Origin of the sequence: Streptomyces sp. NBC_01481 (genome assembly GCF_026339995.1) — a bacterium.
In the GTDB taxonomy this organism is placed as follows: Bacteria; Actinomycetota; Actinomycetes; order Streptomycetales; family Streptomycetaceae; genus Streptomyces.
The window spans coordinates 15,167-32,143 of record NZ_JAPEPT010000006.1 but is presented as its reverse complement, the minus strand read 5'-3'; the positions used below and the strand labels follow the sequence as shown (position 1 = coordinate 32,143).

12 protein-coding genes are annotated in these 16,977 nt (G+C 71.6%); 3 read left to right on the top strand and 9 right to left on the bottom strand.

The genetic code is table 11. The annotated features are described in order from the left end of the window. Positions 1-22: 22 nt before the first annotated feature. From OOK40_RS30115 to OOK40_RS30105, 3 genes are all read left to right on the top strand, one after another. Entirely contained in the window at positions 23-655 is a 633-nt protein-coding gene (locus OOK40_RS30115) for a DUF6629 family protein (protein WP_266487797.1), read from the top strand. A gap of 298 nt (positions 656-953) precedes the next feature. Further along, complete coding sequence (locus tag OOK40_RS30110) at positions 954-1,340, top strand: hypothetical protein (RefSeq protein WP_266487796.1); 387 nt, start codon at positions 954-956, stop codon at positions 1,338-1,340. A gap of 17 nt (positions 1,341-1,357) precedes the next feature. Continuing rightward, entirely contained in the window at positions 1,358-2,767 is a 1,410-nt protein-coding gene (locus tag OOK40_RS30105) for an NADP-dependent succinic semialdehyde dehydrogenase (protein ID WP_266487794.1), read from the top strand. A gap of 27 nt (positions 2,768-2,794) precedes the next feature. Here OOK40_RS30105 and OOK40_RS30100 read toward each other — a convergent pair whose 3' ends face one another. From OOK40_RS30100 to OOK40_RS30060, 9 genes are all read right to left on the bottom strand, one after another. Next, a complete protein-coding gene (locus OOK40_RS30100; protein WP_266487793.1) occupies positions 2,795-3,724 on the bottom strand; it encodes an ornithine cyclodeaminase family protein in 930 nt (309 codons plus the stop codon). A 367-nt stretch (positions 3,725-4,091) separates the two neighbouring features. After that, positions 4,092-4,976 carry a peptidoglycan-binding protein gene (locus OOK40_RS30095; protein ID WP_266487791.1) on the bottom strand — a complete coding sequence of 295 codons (885 nt, stop codon included), beginning with the start codon at positions 4,974-4,976 and terminating at the stop codon, positions 4,092-4,094. Between the two features lie 26 nt (positions 4,977-5,002). After that, positions 5,003-6,595, bottom strand: a complete 1,593-nt coding sequence (locus tag OOK40_RS30090; protein WP_266487789.1) for a DUF6519 domain-containing protein — start codon at positions 6,593-6,595, stop codon at positions 5,003-5,005. Between the two features lie 41 nt (positions 6,596-6,636). Further along, on the bottom strand, positions 6,637-8,793 hold the full coding sequence (locus OOK40_RS30085; RefSeq protein WP_266487788.1) for a hypothetical protein: 2,157 nt from the start codon (positions 8,791-8,793) through the stop codon (positions 6,637-6,639). Continuing rightward, positions 8,790-12,542, bottom strand: a complete 3,753-nt coding sequence (locus OOK40_RS30080) for a putative baseplate assembly protein (protein WP_266487785.1) — start codon at positions 12,540-12,542, stop codon at positions 8,790-8,792. Before OOK40_RS30080 ends, OOK40_RS30085 begins: the two co-directional genes overlap by 4 nt. Beyond that, entirely contained in the window at positions 12,539-15,706 is a 3,168-nt protein-coding gene (locus OOK40_RS30075) for a putative baseplate assembly protein (RefSeq protein WP_266487783.1), read from the bottom strand. The genes OOK40_RS30080 and OOK40_RS30075 overlap by 4 nt, the downstream gene beginning before the upstream one ends. Continuing rightward, complete coding sequence (locus OOK40_RS30070) at positions 15,703-16,071, bottom strand: GPW/gp25 family protein (RefSeq protein WP_266487781.1); 369 nt, start codon at positions 16,069-16,071, stop codon at positions 15,703-15,705. The genes OOK40_RS30075 and OOK40_RS30070 overlap by 4 nt, the downstream gene beginning before the upstream one ends. Next, complete coding sequence (locus tag OOK40_RS30065; RefSeq protein ID WP_266487780.1) at positions 16,068-16,439, bottom strand: hypothetical protein; 372 nt, start codon at positions 16,437-16,439, stop codon at positions 16,068-16,070. The genes OOK40_RS30070 and OOK40_RS30065 overlap by 4 nt, the downstream gene beginning before the upstream one ends. Continuing rightward, positions 16,436-16,963 (bottom strand): phage baseplate assembly protein V, encoded by a 528-nt coding sequence (locus tag OOK40_RS30060; RefSeq protein ID WP_266487778.1) that lies wholly within the window; start codon positions 16,961-16,963, stop codon positions 16,436-16,438. Before OOK40_RS30060 ends, OOK40_RS30065 begins: the two co-directional genes overlap by 4 nt. Positions 16,964-16,977: the final 14 nt, after the last annotated feature.

Below are 16,977 nucleotides of genomic sequence, written 5' to 3'. Positions count from 1 at the left end.
TTGTGGGATATAGCTTGACGCCATGTGCTGGAGTGCGACAGCCGACCTCGCGGCGGGGACATGCGTCGCCGCGATCGGAGTGGCCTGCGTCGCGCGGGTGCGCCACCTCCGCGATCTGCCGCTCGCCGCGCTGCCGTTGCTGCTCGGAGCCCACCAGATCATCGAGTCTGTGGTCTGGCGCTCCGGTGGGGGCACGGGTCCTGCCACCGTCGCCTGGGCCGTCATCGCCCTGCCCCTGCTGCCTGTGTGGGTGCCGCTCGGTGTACTCCTCGCCGCGCCGCCGCCCGCCCGGCGCAGGCTCGCGGTGCTCGCCGCCGTCGGGATCGCCACCGCCGCTGTCCTCGCGTACAGCCTCGCGACCCGGTCCGTGACCGCGGAAATGCGGGGGCACACCCTCGGCTATGTGCTGGATCTGCCGCGCTCCCCGCTGATCATCATCGGCTATCTGCTGGCCACGGTCGGCGCACTCCTGCTCGGCGGGGAACCGGTGCTCCGGCTGCTGGGAGTGGTCGCGGGGCTCGGGGCCGTGGCGTGCGCGCTGCTGTGGCGGCTGGAATTCGTCTCCACCTGGTGCGCGCTGGCCGCGGTGGCCTCCGTCGTCCTGTACCGCTGGGTCCGGCAGCGCCCGGCCGGGCCGGGAACGGCCCTGGCATAGCCGTTCGGCGCAGCGCGGGCAGAGCCGCGAACCGGCGTCGGTACCTCCGGTTCGCCGCACGCAATACGGGTACCCGCCCGGCGCAGGACCCCGGCACGCAGGTGCCCAGCGACCTGCCCGATCAGCACGCGGTGGCGCAGTGCACCCCGAGCAGGCCGTGCCGGACGAGCCCTCCGGACGAGTCCGGTCGCAGACGGTGCCTCACCGGGTGAGGCTGTAGGAGGCGCACCCCTTCGGTGGAGCGGGCCCGCCCGGCGACGGAGGGCACAGCACTGGATCCCGAGAGGCAGGAATCACCGTGAACAGCACCCAGGAGTACACGACACCTGTCGTCGTGACGCTCAGCAGCTGCGCCAAGGAGGACGCACACAGCGTCTTCCGGCTGCTGAGGCAGTCGTTCGCCTCGGACCGCGCGGACGACGACGTACCCGACTACACATTGCACGACACTTCGGACGTCCATACGAGCGTGTGGACGTCAACGTTCGAGGTCGCGCCCTCGCATGCCAAGCCCGGACCGGTGCGATTGACGGCGCCCGTCAGAGTGGATCTCCAGGGCACCTACTGGGGTGTGGACCGGATGACCGAGACGCTGGCCGACGCCTTCGCCGTCAAGGCGCAGGGCATGGCAGCGGGTGACCAGGAGAAGGACGTCCAGCTTCTTCTCGAGAGCGGCAGCGGATAGTTCGAGGAGGACCTGCCATGCCCATCGCCACCGTGAATCCCGCGACCGGTGAGACGCTCAGGACGTTCGACGCGCTCGGACCGGACGAGATCGAGCGGCGTCTCGCGCTCGCAGTGACCGCCTTCCAGAAGCACCGCACCACGGAATTCGGCGACCGGGCCGAACTGCTCGACCGTGCGGCGAGCCTGCTGGAAGAGGATCAGCACTCCATCGCGCGCACCATGACCACCGAGATGGGCAAGCCGATCACGGCCGCCCGCGCAGAGGCGGCCAAATGCGCGAAGGCGATGCACTGGTACGCCGCGCACGCCGAGCAGCTCCTTGCCGACGAGAACCCCTCGACCGTCGATGTGAAGGACTTCGGGGCCTCGCGGGCGAGCGTCCACTACCGCCCGCTGGGCGTCGTGCTGGCGGTCATGCCGTGGAATTTCCCCCTCTGGCAGGTCGTGCGCTTCGCCGCCCCCGCCCTCATGGCGGGCAATGTCGGACTGCTCAAGCACGCGTCGAACGTGCCCCAGACCGCCCTCTACCTGGAGGAGCTGTTCCGGCGCGCCGGATACCCGGAGGGGTGCTTCCAGACGCTGCTGATCGGATCCGGCGCGGTCGAGGGTGTTCTGCGCGATCGCAGGGTCGCCGCCGCGACACTGACGGGCAGTGAGCCGGCCGGCCGGTCCGTGGCGGCGATCGCCGGTGACGAGGTGAAGAAGACGGTGCTGGAACTCGGCGGCAGCGACCCCTTCGTCGTGATGCCGTCGGCCGACGTCGAACGCGCGGCGCAGACCGCGGTGACCGCCCGCGTGCAGAACAACGGCCAGTCCTGCATCGCGGCCAAGCGCTTCATCGTCCACGCCGATGTGTACGGGGACTTCTGCGAGCACTTCACCGCGGGCATGCGGAAGCTGACCGTCGGCGATCCGATGCAGGACTCCACCGACATCGGCCCGCTCTCCACCGCACAGGGCCGCGCCGACCTGGAAGAGCTTGTCGACGACGCCCTGCGCCTGGGGGCCACGGCACGCTGCGGGGCACAGCGCCCCGAAAAGTTTGACCAGGGCTGGTACTACGAGCCCACGGTCCTCGTCGACGTGAAGCCCGAGATGCGTATCCACCACGAGGAGGCATTCGGTCCGGTGGCCACGGTGTACCGCGTGGCCGATGTCGACGAGGCGGTGAGTCTGGCCAACGACACGCCCTTCGGGCTGAGTTCCAACGTGTGGACGCGCGACGACGCGGAGGTGAGCCGCTTCACCCGCGACCTCGAGGCGGGCGGAGTCTTCTTCAACGGAATGACTGCCTCGCATCCCGCGCTGCCGTTCGGCGGCGTCAAGCGCTCCGGCTACGGCAGGGAGTTGTCGGGTCACGGGATCCGCGAGTTCTGCAACATCACCACGGTGTGGCACGGAGCGGAGCCCTCGGCGAGCCGCTGAGGTTTACGTACCTCCGGGTGAACTACCCTACCCCTGGCGGGACTCGTATGCGACCCCGGCGAGGACCAGGTCTTCCCAGGCCATACCGACGCTCTTGAAGAGCCGGGGCCGGGAGGCGTCGGCCTTCACCGTGCCGCGTACGAGGTCTGCCAGGTCCACCAGGGCATCGGGGTCCAGCGCACCCGATCGGACGGCCAGAATCACGTCACCGGCCTCGCGCAGCGCGGCTCCGTGCGCCTCGACCACGACGGTCGACCGCCTCGCCGTCGTGTCGTCGACCTCGCGCGCGTCGGGCTCGTGCGAGCCGACGGCGACGACCGTCGCATGCGCGGGCAGAGCTGACCCGTCGAAGAGGGGAGTACGAGCCGTGGTGCAGCAGGCCACCAGGTCGGCGCGCGCCACGGCGTCGGGGGCGCCCGCCTCCACGGTTGGTCCCGCACCGCCGTAGTGCGCGAGGAAGGCGGCGAGCCGGTCCTCGTCGCGGCCCACCACCGTGATGTGCCGCAGCGTCGGGCGAATCGCGCGCAGCGCCTCGACATGGCTGTGCGCCTGCGGGCCCGTGCCGAAGACGACGAGCCGCTCGGGCTCCGCCCCGGCCAGCAGATCGGTGGCGGCCGCCGACACCGCGGCGGTACGGATCGCGGTCAGCGCGACACCGTCCAGCACGGCGAGCGGGCTCAGCGTCTCAGCGTCCAGCAGCAGGTAGTTGCCCTGGATCCGGGGGAGTCCGAGCGCGGGGTTGCCGGGCGCGACGGTGGCGATCTTGACGCCCGCGTAGCGGCGGGAGTGCGAGGGCATCAGCAGCAGCTGCCCGTGCTCGACCGGCACCACGGAACGGGCCGGGTCGGCTTCGGGGTCGAGCCCGTCGCGAAGGGCGTGCTGGATGGCGGTGACGGCGGTTGCGAGGGGGAGGGCGGCGCGGAGGCTGTCGGCGTCGATGAAGGTGGGCTGGCTCATGGGGTTCCTCCGGTGCGGGCGGATGGGGTCGCCCTTTGCGGGGCGGAACCCTACCGGCCCGCGCGGGCGGCCGGCGGCACCGTCTGGGCTTTCCCCCACCCCGCCCCTTCTCGTAACTGGGGGCAAGCCCCCAGACCCCGCGCGCCGGCTTCGGGCGCGGAGTGGGGGCTTCGGCCCCGGGCCCCCGTATGCGACCTTCGGCCGCATGTCCTCAAACGCCGGACGGGCTGGATTTCCGCCGGTAATTTCAGCCTCGCCGGCGATTGAGGCGCGGGGGTCCGGGGGCGGAGCCCCCGCAAGGGGTCCGGGGCGGAGCCCCGGTTACGGGAAGGGGCGGGTCGGGGAACAGCCCCCAACCACACCCCCCTCAGACGTTCGGTACCTTCAGCTTGTCCCAGCTCGCCTTCCCGGGGATCCCATCCGCATCGCTCCCCGCGAACCCCAGCTTCCGCTGCCACGCCGCGTACGACTTCCGGTCGGCCTCCGACCAGTCCGGGCTCGGGCCCTCCTCGTACCGCCCGCAGCCCTCGGCCACCAGCCGCTTGCCCATCGCGGTGATGATCGGGCTGCGGCGCCCCGGCGCGAAGAACGCGGCGCCGGGGAAGGGCTCGAAGGTCGCCGGCGGCTTCGGCGCGGGCGGCTTCGACGGGCCGTCCGGCCCGCCGCCCAGACGCGCCTTGATCCGCGCTCTCATCGAGTCCATCGTGAACCCGCGCGGGTCGACCTTCCCCGGCTGCCACTCCTTGTGGCCGATCACCGAGCGGTACGTCCAGCCGTGTGCCCGGCAGATCGCTGCCGCGGCCTTCTCGATCGCCTCCAGCTGCACCGCGGGCCACGGGTCCGAGCCGTTGCCGAGGTTGACGCACTCGAAGCCGTAGAAGTAGCGGTTGCCGTCCGTGTTGGCCTCGTTGTCGGAGGGCAGGGCAGTCTCGTTGATCACCGCGCGCAGGACGTCGTCGTCGCCGAGTCCGGCGTGGTTGGCCCGGCCGTTGCCGACCAGGTGGACCGTGCCGTCCTTGGCGATCACCCCGTGGCACAGCGGCCCCGGCAGGCTGGAGTAGCCGTCGTAGCAGATGTCCACGGAGTTCTGGGTGCCCTCGGTGACGGTGTGATGGATCATCACGCCGTGCATGGGGCCCCAGGGCCCCTTGTGGTTGCGGTTGTGCGTGCGCCAGCTCCGCTCCTCGACGACCTGAAGCCCTTCGTCACGCAGAACCTTGACCAGTTGGGAGGCGGTCAGAGGCGTTGCCATCGTGGTGCTCCTTTCCAGGTGCTACGTCAGTGGTCGGGCTGTCCTTCGACGTCCTGCCCCGCCGTGCCCGGGTCCGAACCGCCCGCCGCGGCGTTCTCCGCGGCCGCTGCCTCCGCCTCGTACGTGGCCTCCGCCACCAGCGCCTCGGCGTCGGCCGCCGGGATGGGCGCCGCCAGCGGGGCGAAGGTCTGGCGGAGGTCGGCGACCGAGCCCTCGCCGAGCACCCAGGCGAGCGGCGCGTAGTGCACGTGGTTGCCCGCCGGGGCCTGGAGCAGCGGCCGGCGAGCCGCATCCGTCGGCCACTCGACATTGCCCGTCGCGGTGCGCGCCGCGACGCTCCAGTAGTCGCCCGTCCGATAGGTCTTGCCGGGCTCGAAGTAGACGAACACGCCGTCCTCCAGCGGCAGCCAGCCGCCCTCCTCGATCCGCAGGGCTCCATGGCGCAGCTTGGCCGCGCCCTGCTTCGTACGGCCGGAGCCGCTCGCGCGCCCGGAGCCCGAGCGGTGGTCCCAGCGCCGCAGGAAGGGGTGGAGTTCGGGGCGGCGGCCCACCGAGGGGTCCGGCTCGGCCGAGAGCCGCACCCGGCGTCCCGGCAGGTCGAGCTCCTCGACCCGCAGCAGCGGCAGCGGTTCGTTGCGGCTGAGGTAGGCGGTGTCCGCGAACTCGACCCAGTCACCGACGTTCAGATCGAGCTTGTCGTCGCTGCCGAGCGAGGCCAATTCCACCCAGGCGCCAGCGAGTTCGTCGACCGCGAAGGTCACCGAGCCGTTCTCCCGCGACCACTTGAAGGTCGCGTCCTTGGCCGCGCCGCCCTCGTGGATCTCCACGCGGTACATCTGGTTCTCCTGGCCCCGGTAGCGGGCGTCCGGCTTCACCAGGCACGGGTCCTCGTCCGCGTGCTCGGGACGCTCGCTGCGCGCCGCCATCCGCGCGCTCGGCGCCTGCGCGGCAGCCCACTTCGTGAAGGCCGCCCGAACCTGGTCCTTCGTCGCCCCGTCCGCCGGCTCCAGCTGCGAGCCGGGCAGCGGAAGGACCTGCCACACGACCTTCAGCCGGGCCGCGGTGTCGGGCATCGCCGACCCGAGCGCCACCTCACGCAGCAGCGGGTCCTCGGCAGCCGTGACCGAGCGCTCCCACACCTTCAGGTAGGCGAGATACGGGAACTGGGAGGGCAGCCGGTCGCCGGGACGCTCGGCGTCCCGGTATCCGTCGGGCTGGTCCCAGTACGTCCAGGTGGCCGGCGGCGCGGTCGGCGCGGGCGCGTCGGCGGGCTCGTCCTTCTCGCCCTCCTCGGCGCTGTGCGCGTCGTCCACGACCGGGACGCCCGGCTGCGGGCGGGTCGCGTCCAGCAGGATGCCGTCCACGTAATAGCGTCCGCCGCCGATGGAAAGATCGTCCAACTCCCGGCTCCCGCCCAGGAAGTGGAGCTCGAAGCCGGTCGCGCCGCGCGGCCCGCCGTGCTGTCCGATCAGATCGGCCGCGGTGGTACGGGCCTGCGTCAGCTGGATCGCGGTCTGCTCATTGGCGTCGGCGTCCAGCTGGACGCGGCCCTGCTGGGCGATCACAGCCGAGTAGTGCCGGTCCGGCCGGAAGGTGCTGCGGGAGATGTCTGCATGCATGGGAAGGGGTCCCCCTCAAAGATTGGGCAGTTGATGTCGTGTCAGGTGACGGGGATGATCCCGGCGTCGGTACCGGCCGGGGTGTACTCGGCGAGCCGGGCCCGCAGGCTGTCCTCGTGCTGGGGCTGGTACAGGTCGTGGAAGGCGCCCATCTCGGAACCGTCCTCGGCGCCGCGCTTGATCTCCTCCGCGCAGGCTGCCGCGAGTTGCCCGTACGCGGGCGTGCCATAGCGCTCACTGGTGAACAGCGGGCGGACCAGCTGGGCGTTCTGACTGCCCAACAGGTCCGGCTGGCAGCGGTGGCGGCGCGGAGTGCGAGAGCCGGGAGGCACGTACGAGAAACGCATACAGCCGATGCCCCGCCGCGCCACCTGCATCCGCCCGGTGAAGATGCTGTTCTCGGCGATCTCCACGGCATGGGTGTGGACTTCACCGATGACGGTGGTGCGGTGCGCGTGGAGCACGGCGTGCGCGTGGCGGCAGTCCGGGGCGGACAGCGCCGCCCGGTCGTGGCCGGTGGCGTCCAGGATGCTGTCCCGGATGTGGATGGGCAGCGGCTCGTGGTTCACCTCGTCGCCGATGACCTCGATGGTGCCGAGGATGCTGCGCTCGATCGACACACACGCGGTGGTGCGGTCCAGGACCAGACTGGGTTCCTCGGGGGAGTGCGGATGGCACTCGGGCTCCAGCGACCAGCCCGGCACGAGCGTGCAGTGCCGCAGTCCCACCGTGCCCACCGGACCGGTGACATTGAGCCCGCGACCGGTGATCAGCAGACCGTCCAGCACGATCCGCGGAGGCTCACCCTCGCAGTCCTCCCGGGCGCGGATGTTGAGCGCGTCGGGCCGGTTGCTGTACCAGTCGAGCAGCCGGATGACCGGCCGGGTTCCCTCGGCGGCGCGCACCTCAAGACGGTCGCCCGGATCCAGATCGAAGTCCAGCTGCTCCTGGTAGGCGCCGCTGTGCGTGATCTCGATGATGCCTCCGGGGCCGCACTGCCCGGAACGCCGCTCGCGCTGCCAGTCGTTGTACGCGTCCATGATCCGCTGGTAGCTCTGGTCCGGGCCGACCCGGTAGACCTTCGCCGTCGGCGTCTCACGCTCGCGCGGGTACTCACCGCCGCCCGTGTCGTCCGCGAACGCGTAGTGGTAGGTGACCCAGACGCCCTGCCGCGGCGCGGACCGCGAACCGAACGCGATCCTGCCGAGCGCCGGATCGACCGCCACCTGGCCGCGCTTGGGCCGGTAGCGCCAGTGGGTCAGGTCCGCCACCACGATGTCCGAGAGCGGCACGGGCTCGTCCTGGCCGTCGCGCCAGATCGTGAAGCTCTTGCCCGGCCCGTAGTAGTCCGCGAGGCGGTCGGCGAGCTGCCGGCGCCGGATGTATGCGGGCACGTTGTCGATCGTCGCGACATGGGTCGCCGACGGCTCGGGAACCGGCTTGGTCACCAGCGGAGTGTCATTGCCCAGAATCGAGAAGGTGTAGAGGTTGCGGGCCCGGTCGATGCAGTACGCGGGCGCGCCGGTCACGTGGTACGGCTTCAGCCGCCAGACGAAGAGGCCCACCCCGGCGGGGGAGTAACCGCCTTGTCTGCGTGCCGAGTCGGCCCGCCGCACATTCACCGACTGCGCCACCGTGCCGAACGGCCCGCCTGCCAGATCGAGGGCCGCACCGTCGCGTACGTCCACGAGCCTGCCGCGTTCCCGGCGCCGCGCGTTGGCGGCGTCCGTGCCGGATCCGTACAGCTTCACCGGCTGCTGGTGGGAGACGAGCCGGGAGAATTCCACGGCCCGCGAAGGCCATCCGGCGACGTCCTCGGCCAGCTCCTCAAGGAGGGCGAGGGTGCCCTTGCGGCGCCGGTTGGCGACCGTGGCCGCCACATCGCGGCGCGGCGCCAGGGCCTCGGCGAGCCGCAGGCGGGAATCGTCCCCGTTCTCGCCCTCCAGACCCTGCGCCTGTACGCGTTCGTAGCCCGGCAGCGGGGCGTAGCCCACCAGATCGCCGAGATACGGCAGCACCCAGGGCGCCGCGGTCTCCACGAACCAGTCCTCGTACCCCTGCTCGACCCCGTCCCGCACCCGGTCGACCTGCTCGGCGATCACCGCGAGCAGGGCGCGCAGCGGCTCCCCGCCCTCGGCGTCCCGCAGGCGGTGCCACTGCGGAAGCAGATCAGCGAGGCCGTCCGGTTCCCTGGTCATGAGGTGACCTCCGTCAGAATCAGCGTGTCCGCGACATGCGGGGAGAGCAGGGCGAGCTGTGCGGGCCGGATGCCGCGGAAGACGAACACGGCCCGGCCCTTCTCCAGCCGCCGGGTATCAGTGATGTCCGGGTTCAGCCGCAGCAGTTCGGCGAGGGAGATGCCGTGCCGGGCGGCGACCTGGGTGAGCGTTTCGCCGTCGTCGGCGGTGACGCGGTGCACTGCTTCGTCGTACGCGGCGAGCCGGGCGCCGACCGCGGTGCGCGGCCGGTTGAGCGAACTCGCCAGCCCGGTCAGCTCGTCGGGCGTCACGGACGCGGGTACGCCGGTGAACACATCAACGTCGACATAGTCGACACCGGGCACCGAATGGGCGGTCGCCAGCACCTCGGACAGGCGCGCCGGACGGCCCAACTCGCGCCGCCCGCTGCCGAATTGGGTCAGCAGCGCCCGCCGCAGCCGCGGCTCGACGACGCTCCAGGTGTGGTCGGGGGCGACCTTCACCTTCGCCGCGAGCAGCAGCAGTACCAGCTCGCGCACGTCCACCTTGATCGGCAGGCGCGAGTCGCCGTACTCGGCCAGCGAGGAACGCAGGGCACGCAGCACCTCCGAGTCGTCGGCGATCGCGATGCCGTCGACCCCGGCCACCGTCACATGCAGCACCCGGCGCCGGCCGTCGAAGATCTGGCGGGCCGCGGCCCGCCCGATGCCCGCACGCGAGCGTGCGAAGTCCTCGTAGTCCTCGACGGACACGAGCCGGTCGAGCGCCGAGACCGCCAGCGGGATCGTGCGCCGGGTCAGTCCCGGACCGTCGGCGTCCGCGCCGCCCGTGGCGGGCTGCGGGTTGGTGACGGCACTGACGCCCAGCGGCCGGGAGACCGCCTGAGTGATGCGGTCCGCCCGCACGTTGGCGGCCTTGCCGGTGCCGAAGCGGTACCGGGCCCGGACGTTCTCGTGCCCGGTGGACAGCCGTGCGCCGTGCACCCCGTCGCCGAAGGTCACCGTCGTACGCCCGTCCCCGGCCGTCCCCGAGACATACACGCGCTCGCGCGGACCGCGCCCCGCCAGACTGTCCACCTCGTGCCACAGCAGTCCGTCGACGCGCACCTCAAGGGTGGGCGTCGCGCCCAGAGGATTGTCGGCAGGCAGCCAGGTCAGGGGCGACTGCCAGAGCGTGAACGTCTGGTTGGCCCGGTCGGCGTCGCCGCTGCCGATCGGCTCGTCACGGCTCTCGCCGTGCGTCGCGGGCACCACATTGCCCTGGACGCGCACCGTGTCACGGCGGTAGCGGTAGGCCAGGTCCGTGGTGAGCGTCAGCTTCGTATGTACGTGATCGCCGGGCAGGCGCGGATCGAGCTGCTGCTCAACCGCCGCGATCACCACCAGTTCGGTACCGCGGACCCCTGCCGTGCCGGGGATGTCGGTGCGCTCGCCCGAGACGACCAGATGACGGCCCGGCCGCAACCCGTCGTACAGCTCGGCCAGTTCGAGCTCATTGCCGCGAACGTCCTCGCCCAGCGGCTCGTCGGCGGGCCGCAGCGCCTCGCCGCCCGCGTGCACGGTCGCGTCCCGGATCGCCGAGAGCAGGACGTCGTGCTCGTCCAGCCACGGATCGGCGAGCGTCAGCTCGGTGCCGCGGCCGGTGATCCCGTAGTTGGTGTACACGGCCGTGCGTACGGCGGTGACACGGGTGGTCACGAACGCGAGCTTCTTGTCGCCGGGGATGCCGTCGGGTTCCCCGGAGCCCTTGCGGGGACGCTCGACCGCGACCCAGCTGCCGACGGTGATCCCGTCCTGTACGGAGTCGAGCGGAAGCACATGACGGTTCGCCTGCTCCGGCACGGTCGCGATGCCGATCTCGACATTCGCGGGCTCGCTGCCGACCGTGTACCGCGCCGTCACCTCCACACCGCCGTGGGTGACCTGCTTGTGCTCACCGGGAGCCAGCAGCCAGTTGAGCGGCTGGCCGTTCTGCACGGCCACATGCACCCGCCCGTCCTCGGCCGGCCTCGACACGAACAGCGTCCGCTCCGGCAGTCCCTGGGAGAACTCGGCCGTCACACCGGGCTCCTGGGAGTCCGCGGGGCGCCTGGTCAGCCAGCTGAGATCGTGGTCCTGGCCCACCCGGGTCTGCAGCGAGACCCTGCCCGGCCCCAGACCGAAGCTCGTGTCCGTGGGCAGATTCTCCGATCGCTGCCAGGAGGACCCTGTCTCGATGTGCTGGAACTCGGCGCGCACCGGAACCCGTCCGGCCGTGTCGTACACGATCCGCATCGTGGTGAGTTCCCCGCCGCTCACGGGCCAGTCCGTCTGCCGGATCACCCGCCCGCGCTCGTCCTGCACGGGCTTGAGCGGCGCCGTCGCCCCGAACGGCGCGGCGGTCACCCGCATCGCCTGAAGCTCCCGCAGCAGTGTGGGCGCGGCAGGCGCCGCCTGTCGCCACGCCGCGTACATGCCGTCGGCGACCCGCGGATCGAGCGCCGACAGCAACTGCGCACCGAGATCGGAGCCCGGCGCGAAGTACCGGCCAGGATCGTGGGAGAGCGTGCGCGCCCCCGACGGCGGCCGCACCACGCGGGTGCGCAGCGCGGGAAGTACGGCGCCGAGCGCCCGCATGGCCGCTGAGTCCGAAGCCGCCGCCGGAGTCTCCGCGCGGGAAGGCTCCAGATCGGCCGCCCGCTCCATCAGCTCGCCGACCACGGCCTCCAACTGCTCGAACCAGGCGGCCACTTCCTCGTACGGCGCGGCTATCGCCTGCGCCTCCGCGAGCCGGTCGTGCGGCTCGACCAGCCGCGCCGCGAACTGCGCGGGCGTCTTGATCCCGGCCAGATCCGCACGCAGCGGCGCGAGCACCTGAGTGTCGAAGGCCTCGATGATCCGGCTGACAGGACGTGGGTTGGGGTTGTCGGGGGTGGGCTCACCCTCCTCGACCTCCCGCTCGTCCTCGGTGATCCACTCGCGCAGCCCGGCCACCAGCTCGGACAGCGAGGGCGGGGCGGACTGCGGCAGCCCGACCGCCGTGACCTCGTCGTCCCGGTCGATGCGGATACGCGCCACCGGAAGCAGCAGACGCTGCCCGGGGGTGTCCTTGTCCCCGCCGAAGACGAACAGCAGTCTGTCCCCGGTCTGCAGGGAGGTGTCGGTCCCGGAGACGAAGATCTCCGGGCGCTTGCGCAGATCGTCCGGGGTGAGCAGCGCCGGCCGGCGCCGACGCACCGCCAGCTCGTTCCACGCCCAGCGCGCGATGAGGTCCTTGCTGGTCTCGAAGGCCTGCGACTCCTCGTCGGAGGTGCTGGGCACGCTGTTGGCGCGCGCGCCGCGCGGGATCAGCACCGGCACATCCTCGGCCCGCGGATCCCGGTCCAGCGTGTACGCGAGATGGGTGTCGGCGGCGATGCCCGGCCGTGGCCGGTGCCCCACGAGCCGCCCCAGCAGAGCCAGCGAACGGTGCTCGTCGGCCGTGCGCAGATACCCCTCGTCGGCGATGCGCTCGGAGTGGAAGGTGAGCAGATCGCCCACCACCGCCCACGCGTCGAGCAGCCCGATCGACGGATCGTCGGGGGTGCGGACGGTCAGCCCGCGCAGCGCCGGATAGGCGGGTGAGGCGAGCCGGTCGCGCATGGCCGCCAGGAACGAGCCGTACTCGCCGACGCGGTAGTTCAGGGCCGTGCGGCCCGGCGGGTTGTACAGAGCCTTCGGCGCATGGCGTTCGTCGTGACCGCCGCAGCCGCAACCGCAGGAGCCGCTCATCGCGCACCTCCGCCGAGCTCGATCGAGAGCCGGCCCAGCTCGGGCCGGTCGGGGTCGTTGTCGCAACGCGCGATCTCCAGCGGGCCGAGCCGCAGCACGCCTGCCTCCAGTGCGGTGTCGTCGAGTGGATCTTCGTGGAACAGCCGGCGCAACCGGGTCACCCGTACGCTCTCCACGCCCTGGACCGCCGCGGCCGCCGCCACCAGACGGCTGAGCCGCACCGGTTCACCCAAGGTCAGTGCGTCGGGATGGAAGAAGCCGAGCCGCCCGCCGGTCAGCGCGCGGTTGCCGAGAAGCCGGTACAGCTCGGCGAGAATCTGGCCGTGCTGATGACCGGGCGCCGCGCACACCGCCAGCTCGATGTCCAGCGGCACGGACCGCGCGGGCCCCACCACCAGGTCGTGCCCGATCCGGCGGTAGCTCTCCAGCGCGTACGCCACCGAGTCGAGCAGCGCCGGGGACGCGTCCCCGTTGCCCAGCGCGTCGACGGCGACATGCGCCTCCTGCACACTGCCGGTCCAGCGGATCTCGGCAGCCGCCCGCTGCACCCCCGGCAGTTTCGACGCCAGCGCCGCATAGTCCTCAGCCGTGACGGCCCGCAGCCGCGTGCGCTTCAGGTCGAGCGGGGCGAGCTGGCGCACCTGCTCGACCGGCTCGGGCTCCGTGCCGCCGACGGCGGGCAGGGGATTGCGTACGCCCGCGACGGGCATCGGGTCCCCGGCGTCCGCGTCCTCGGGATCACGGCACAGCACCAGATGGTTGATGGACTCCGCGCCGACATTGCCGGCGGTGCCGCCGCCGAGCCGGTAGTGCAGTTCCAGGCGCGCGCCCGGCTGCGGGCGGGAGCCGTGGCGCCCGTCCCCGAACCGCAGCGCGATCCGGCCGTCGTCCTCCAGCTCACCGACGAAGTGCCGATCGCGCGCACCCGAGTCGAGCAGATCCCGCTTCGCGGTCCACCACTCCTCGCCGTCCGCGACCGTCACGGCGGGAAGCGCGGCCCGCGGATCTTGTACGAGCGCGGCCGCGGGGCCCCGCAGCACCGGCTCGTCCGGATCGATCCCCGCCGCGTACTCCGCGCCCCAGGTGTGGGTGATCTCCCAGGCGATGGAATCGTCCAGCACCGCACCGGCCCGTGCCCGGGCCGTCAGCACCTCCAGACGACGCAGCTTGGCGGCCAGCAGCCGTTCGCTGCGATGCAGCAACTCCCGCAGCACGCGCACCGGATGACGGCGCAGCTCAAGACGCTCCAGCACCCGGAGCCCGAACAGCACCGTCAGCTCGGCGATTTCGGGCTCCGTGAGTCCGTCGCAGTCGCGGGCGCTGCGCCACAGTTCCACCAGCCGCTGCCGGACGCGTCCGGGGATGGCGGCCAGCCGGGTGGACTGTCCCGCCGAGACATGACGCGGGTCGGGGAACGGCACCGACTGGACCACGGGGGAGCGCTGCAGCACCGGCCGGAAGCGCGCCGGGATACCGGGGTAGACGACCTGAGCCAGCAGGGTCTCCAGCGCCTCGGCCTGCTCGTAGGCGGTGCCGGGGACGACCTTCTCCCGTCGGCGGCCCGCGAGTTCCAGGCCGAGGCCCGCACGTGCGGTCTCGTCCTCGCCGACGACGGTGAACAGCTCCCGTACCTGATCAGCAGTCAGAAACCGGCCACAACGGGTCTGCTCCAGACGAGCGTTGATCAGATCGGCCGTGGCGTTGCCCTCCTTGCGGTCCCAGCAGCCGAAGCCGGACGGATCGCAGGAACCGAGGACGGCGGGCGCGGGAGGCACTGTGACGTTCTCCGGCGTTCCGCCGCAGAACGTCAGCGAGCGCCCATGGTCGACGAGCACGACATTCCCGCGCGCCACACTCACATCCTCGACCGGCTCGCAGTCCCTGCCGCCCCGCGTCGACAGACAGACGGGGAAGGCCGGCGCGTCCTCCTGCGCCCAGGTGACTTCCAGGACCGGCTGGTCGGCCAGCCGGTCCACGACCGGCGTGACCGAGGTGAGGCGTACGGCCTGACGGTGGGCGGGGTCGGCGTCGCCCGGTGTGCCGGAGACTGCTCCCAGCACCTCCTCGATCAGCAGCAGATCGCCCGGAGCCAGCTCCAGCGACCTGACCGAGCACTCCTCGTCCGCCCACGCGTCCCGCAGCGTCGCGGATGTGGCGCCCTTGGGCAGCGAGCACACCTCGTCGCCCCAGGTCCAGAACCGGATGGTGTTGTGCTCGGGGCGCAGCGCCAGCGGCTCGTCGGCGACGACCGGCTCGAACACCTCGACCGACCCTCGCTCGTCCAGAACGGCCAGGTCCCGGTCCTCGATGACGGTGCCGATCGCGGGCCTGTCGCGCGGCCCCAGGCTGCGGACGTCGACGGCCGCGAAGCGGTATGTGCCGGGCTCCAGCGTCAGCGGCCGTACGGTCTCGACCGCCACGAAAGCGCGGGCGTTGACGCCGTCGTGCATCGGGTAGTCGATGAGCCGCACATGACGGCGTATGGATACACGGCGGCGGGCCGTGTCGAGATACGCCTCCGTCGCCACCGCGTCCTGCTGATAGCTGATCCGGTCGGCGGTGTGGGCGAGCAGCTCGACCAGCGTCGTGCCGAGGTCGGCGGCATTGCGCTCCACCCAGTCCGGGGTGGTCAGCGCCAGCCGGTCCAGGATCAGGCGGCGGATCGTGTCGTAGTCGCGTGCGGTGTAGTCGATGACCGGCGCGGCAGGGAAGGAAGGCGGGCAGTCGGGCTGCTCGTCCTTGCAGTCGAAGGGGGTCGGGCAGTCGGGCCGGAAGTCGAACCCGGCGGAGAAATAGCGCTGGTCGAAGCCGGGAAAGGGCTCGGTGCCGGGCCGTCCGTACGGATCGGTGTCCACGACGGAGAGCGTGTACCGGGACGTGTCGCCGGTGCGGTCCAGCGTGACGCACAGCCGGTCGTCGAGCTCCGGGTCCTCCTCGCGCTCGACGGACACCTCGACGGCCTCGATGCCGGTGATCCGGCGCCCGCCGTTGATGCGGATGTTCTCCGGGCACAGCCCGTGGGGCGCCTTGCCGAGGAACGTGACGGTGAGCGTCAGCCCGTCGTCACCGACCTCGACGGCGTCCACACCGCCGAGCTGCGCGGCCCGTACCTTGGCGCGCCTGCCGTCCGTACGGCAGACCAACTCCTTGCTCGTACCGCTCATGCCGGGCCGCTCCCCTCGAACACGTCGTCGCGCCGGCTCGCGGTGGAGCGCACCACGTAGCGCAGATACACCCTGACCACGTTCTCCTCGCTCACCACGTCCAGGGCCTCCACCTCGATCAGTTCACCCAGCCAGCGCTGCAGGGACGCCTGCACCGACAGCTCCAGCGCGGAGGCCAGTTCGGGGCTGTTGGGCGTGAAGACCAGATCGAGCAGCCCACAGCCGAAGTCGGGGCGCATCACGCGCTCACCGGGGCTGGTGAACAGCAACTGCTCGATCAGATCGCGCACATGCTCGTCGTACGCCGCGTGCGCGGTGCGTCCCCGCCGGTCCGTGCGGAAGGGGAAGGCGATATCGCTCCTCATCGCGACGACACCCCCCGCGCCGACGCGGCGACCACCGGCGGGCCCTGCGGCACCAGCGCGGCGCTGAAGCAGAGCGCGGACGTGCTCTCCAGCAGCACGGGTGAGCCGTCGATGAGCACGCTGTCGCGGTGCGGCGTCCAGCGGACGGTGGCGCACGGATGCGACACGCCGTCGACCGTGTGGCGGCAGCCGCTGACGATGAAGACGTCGGCGGCGGTGGGCACTTGATGGCCGTCGATCCGGACGCCGGACGACGGGGCGGAGGCGGGCACGACCCGGCCGCCGTGCGGGCAGCTGATCACGCTGCCGCCGTTCACGAGATTCCCCGACAACACGTAGCTCCCCGTTCCCTTGGTCCTTGTGCTCATCGCTTCTTCGGCACGATCAGCCGGCCCTCGTTGATGTTGACCTCGTCGCCGATCAGCACGATCGACGCCCCCTTGCCGTTGCCGATCGTCACGCCCTTCTCGTCGATCTGGATGTACGCGCCGCCCTTGGCCTCAAGGAGAATCCCCGTACCGCCGGGCACGTCCGACATCACCAGCTTGTGAGCGCCCGGCGTCTGGATGACCACCGGCTGAGAGCCGGGCAGCTCGGCGCTCGCCCTCGGCGGCAGCTCGGAGGCGTCGCCGTACCAACTCCCCGTCCAGATGGGGAAGCTGGGATCACCCTGCTCGAACTCCATCCACACACCGGCGCCGATCTCGGGCACGACGTACTGACCTGCCTGCCGTCCGGTGAACGGCAGACACGGCAGCGCCCAGGTGGAGGCCTCGTCGCCGAGCACATCCGGCACCTGGGCCGTGATCCGGCCGAGCTTGAGCGGATCCCTGTTGTCGATCACCCGCCCCCGGAACTTGCCGAGAAACCGGTTGTTCGGTCCTGCAGCCATGCGAAGTTCTCCTG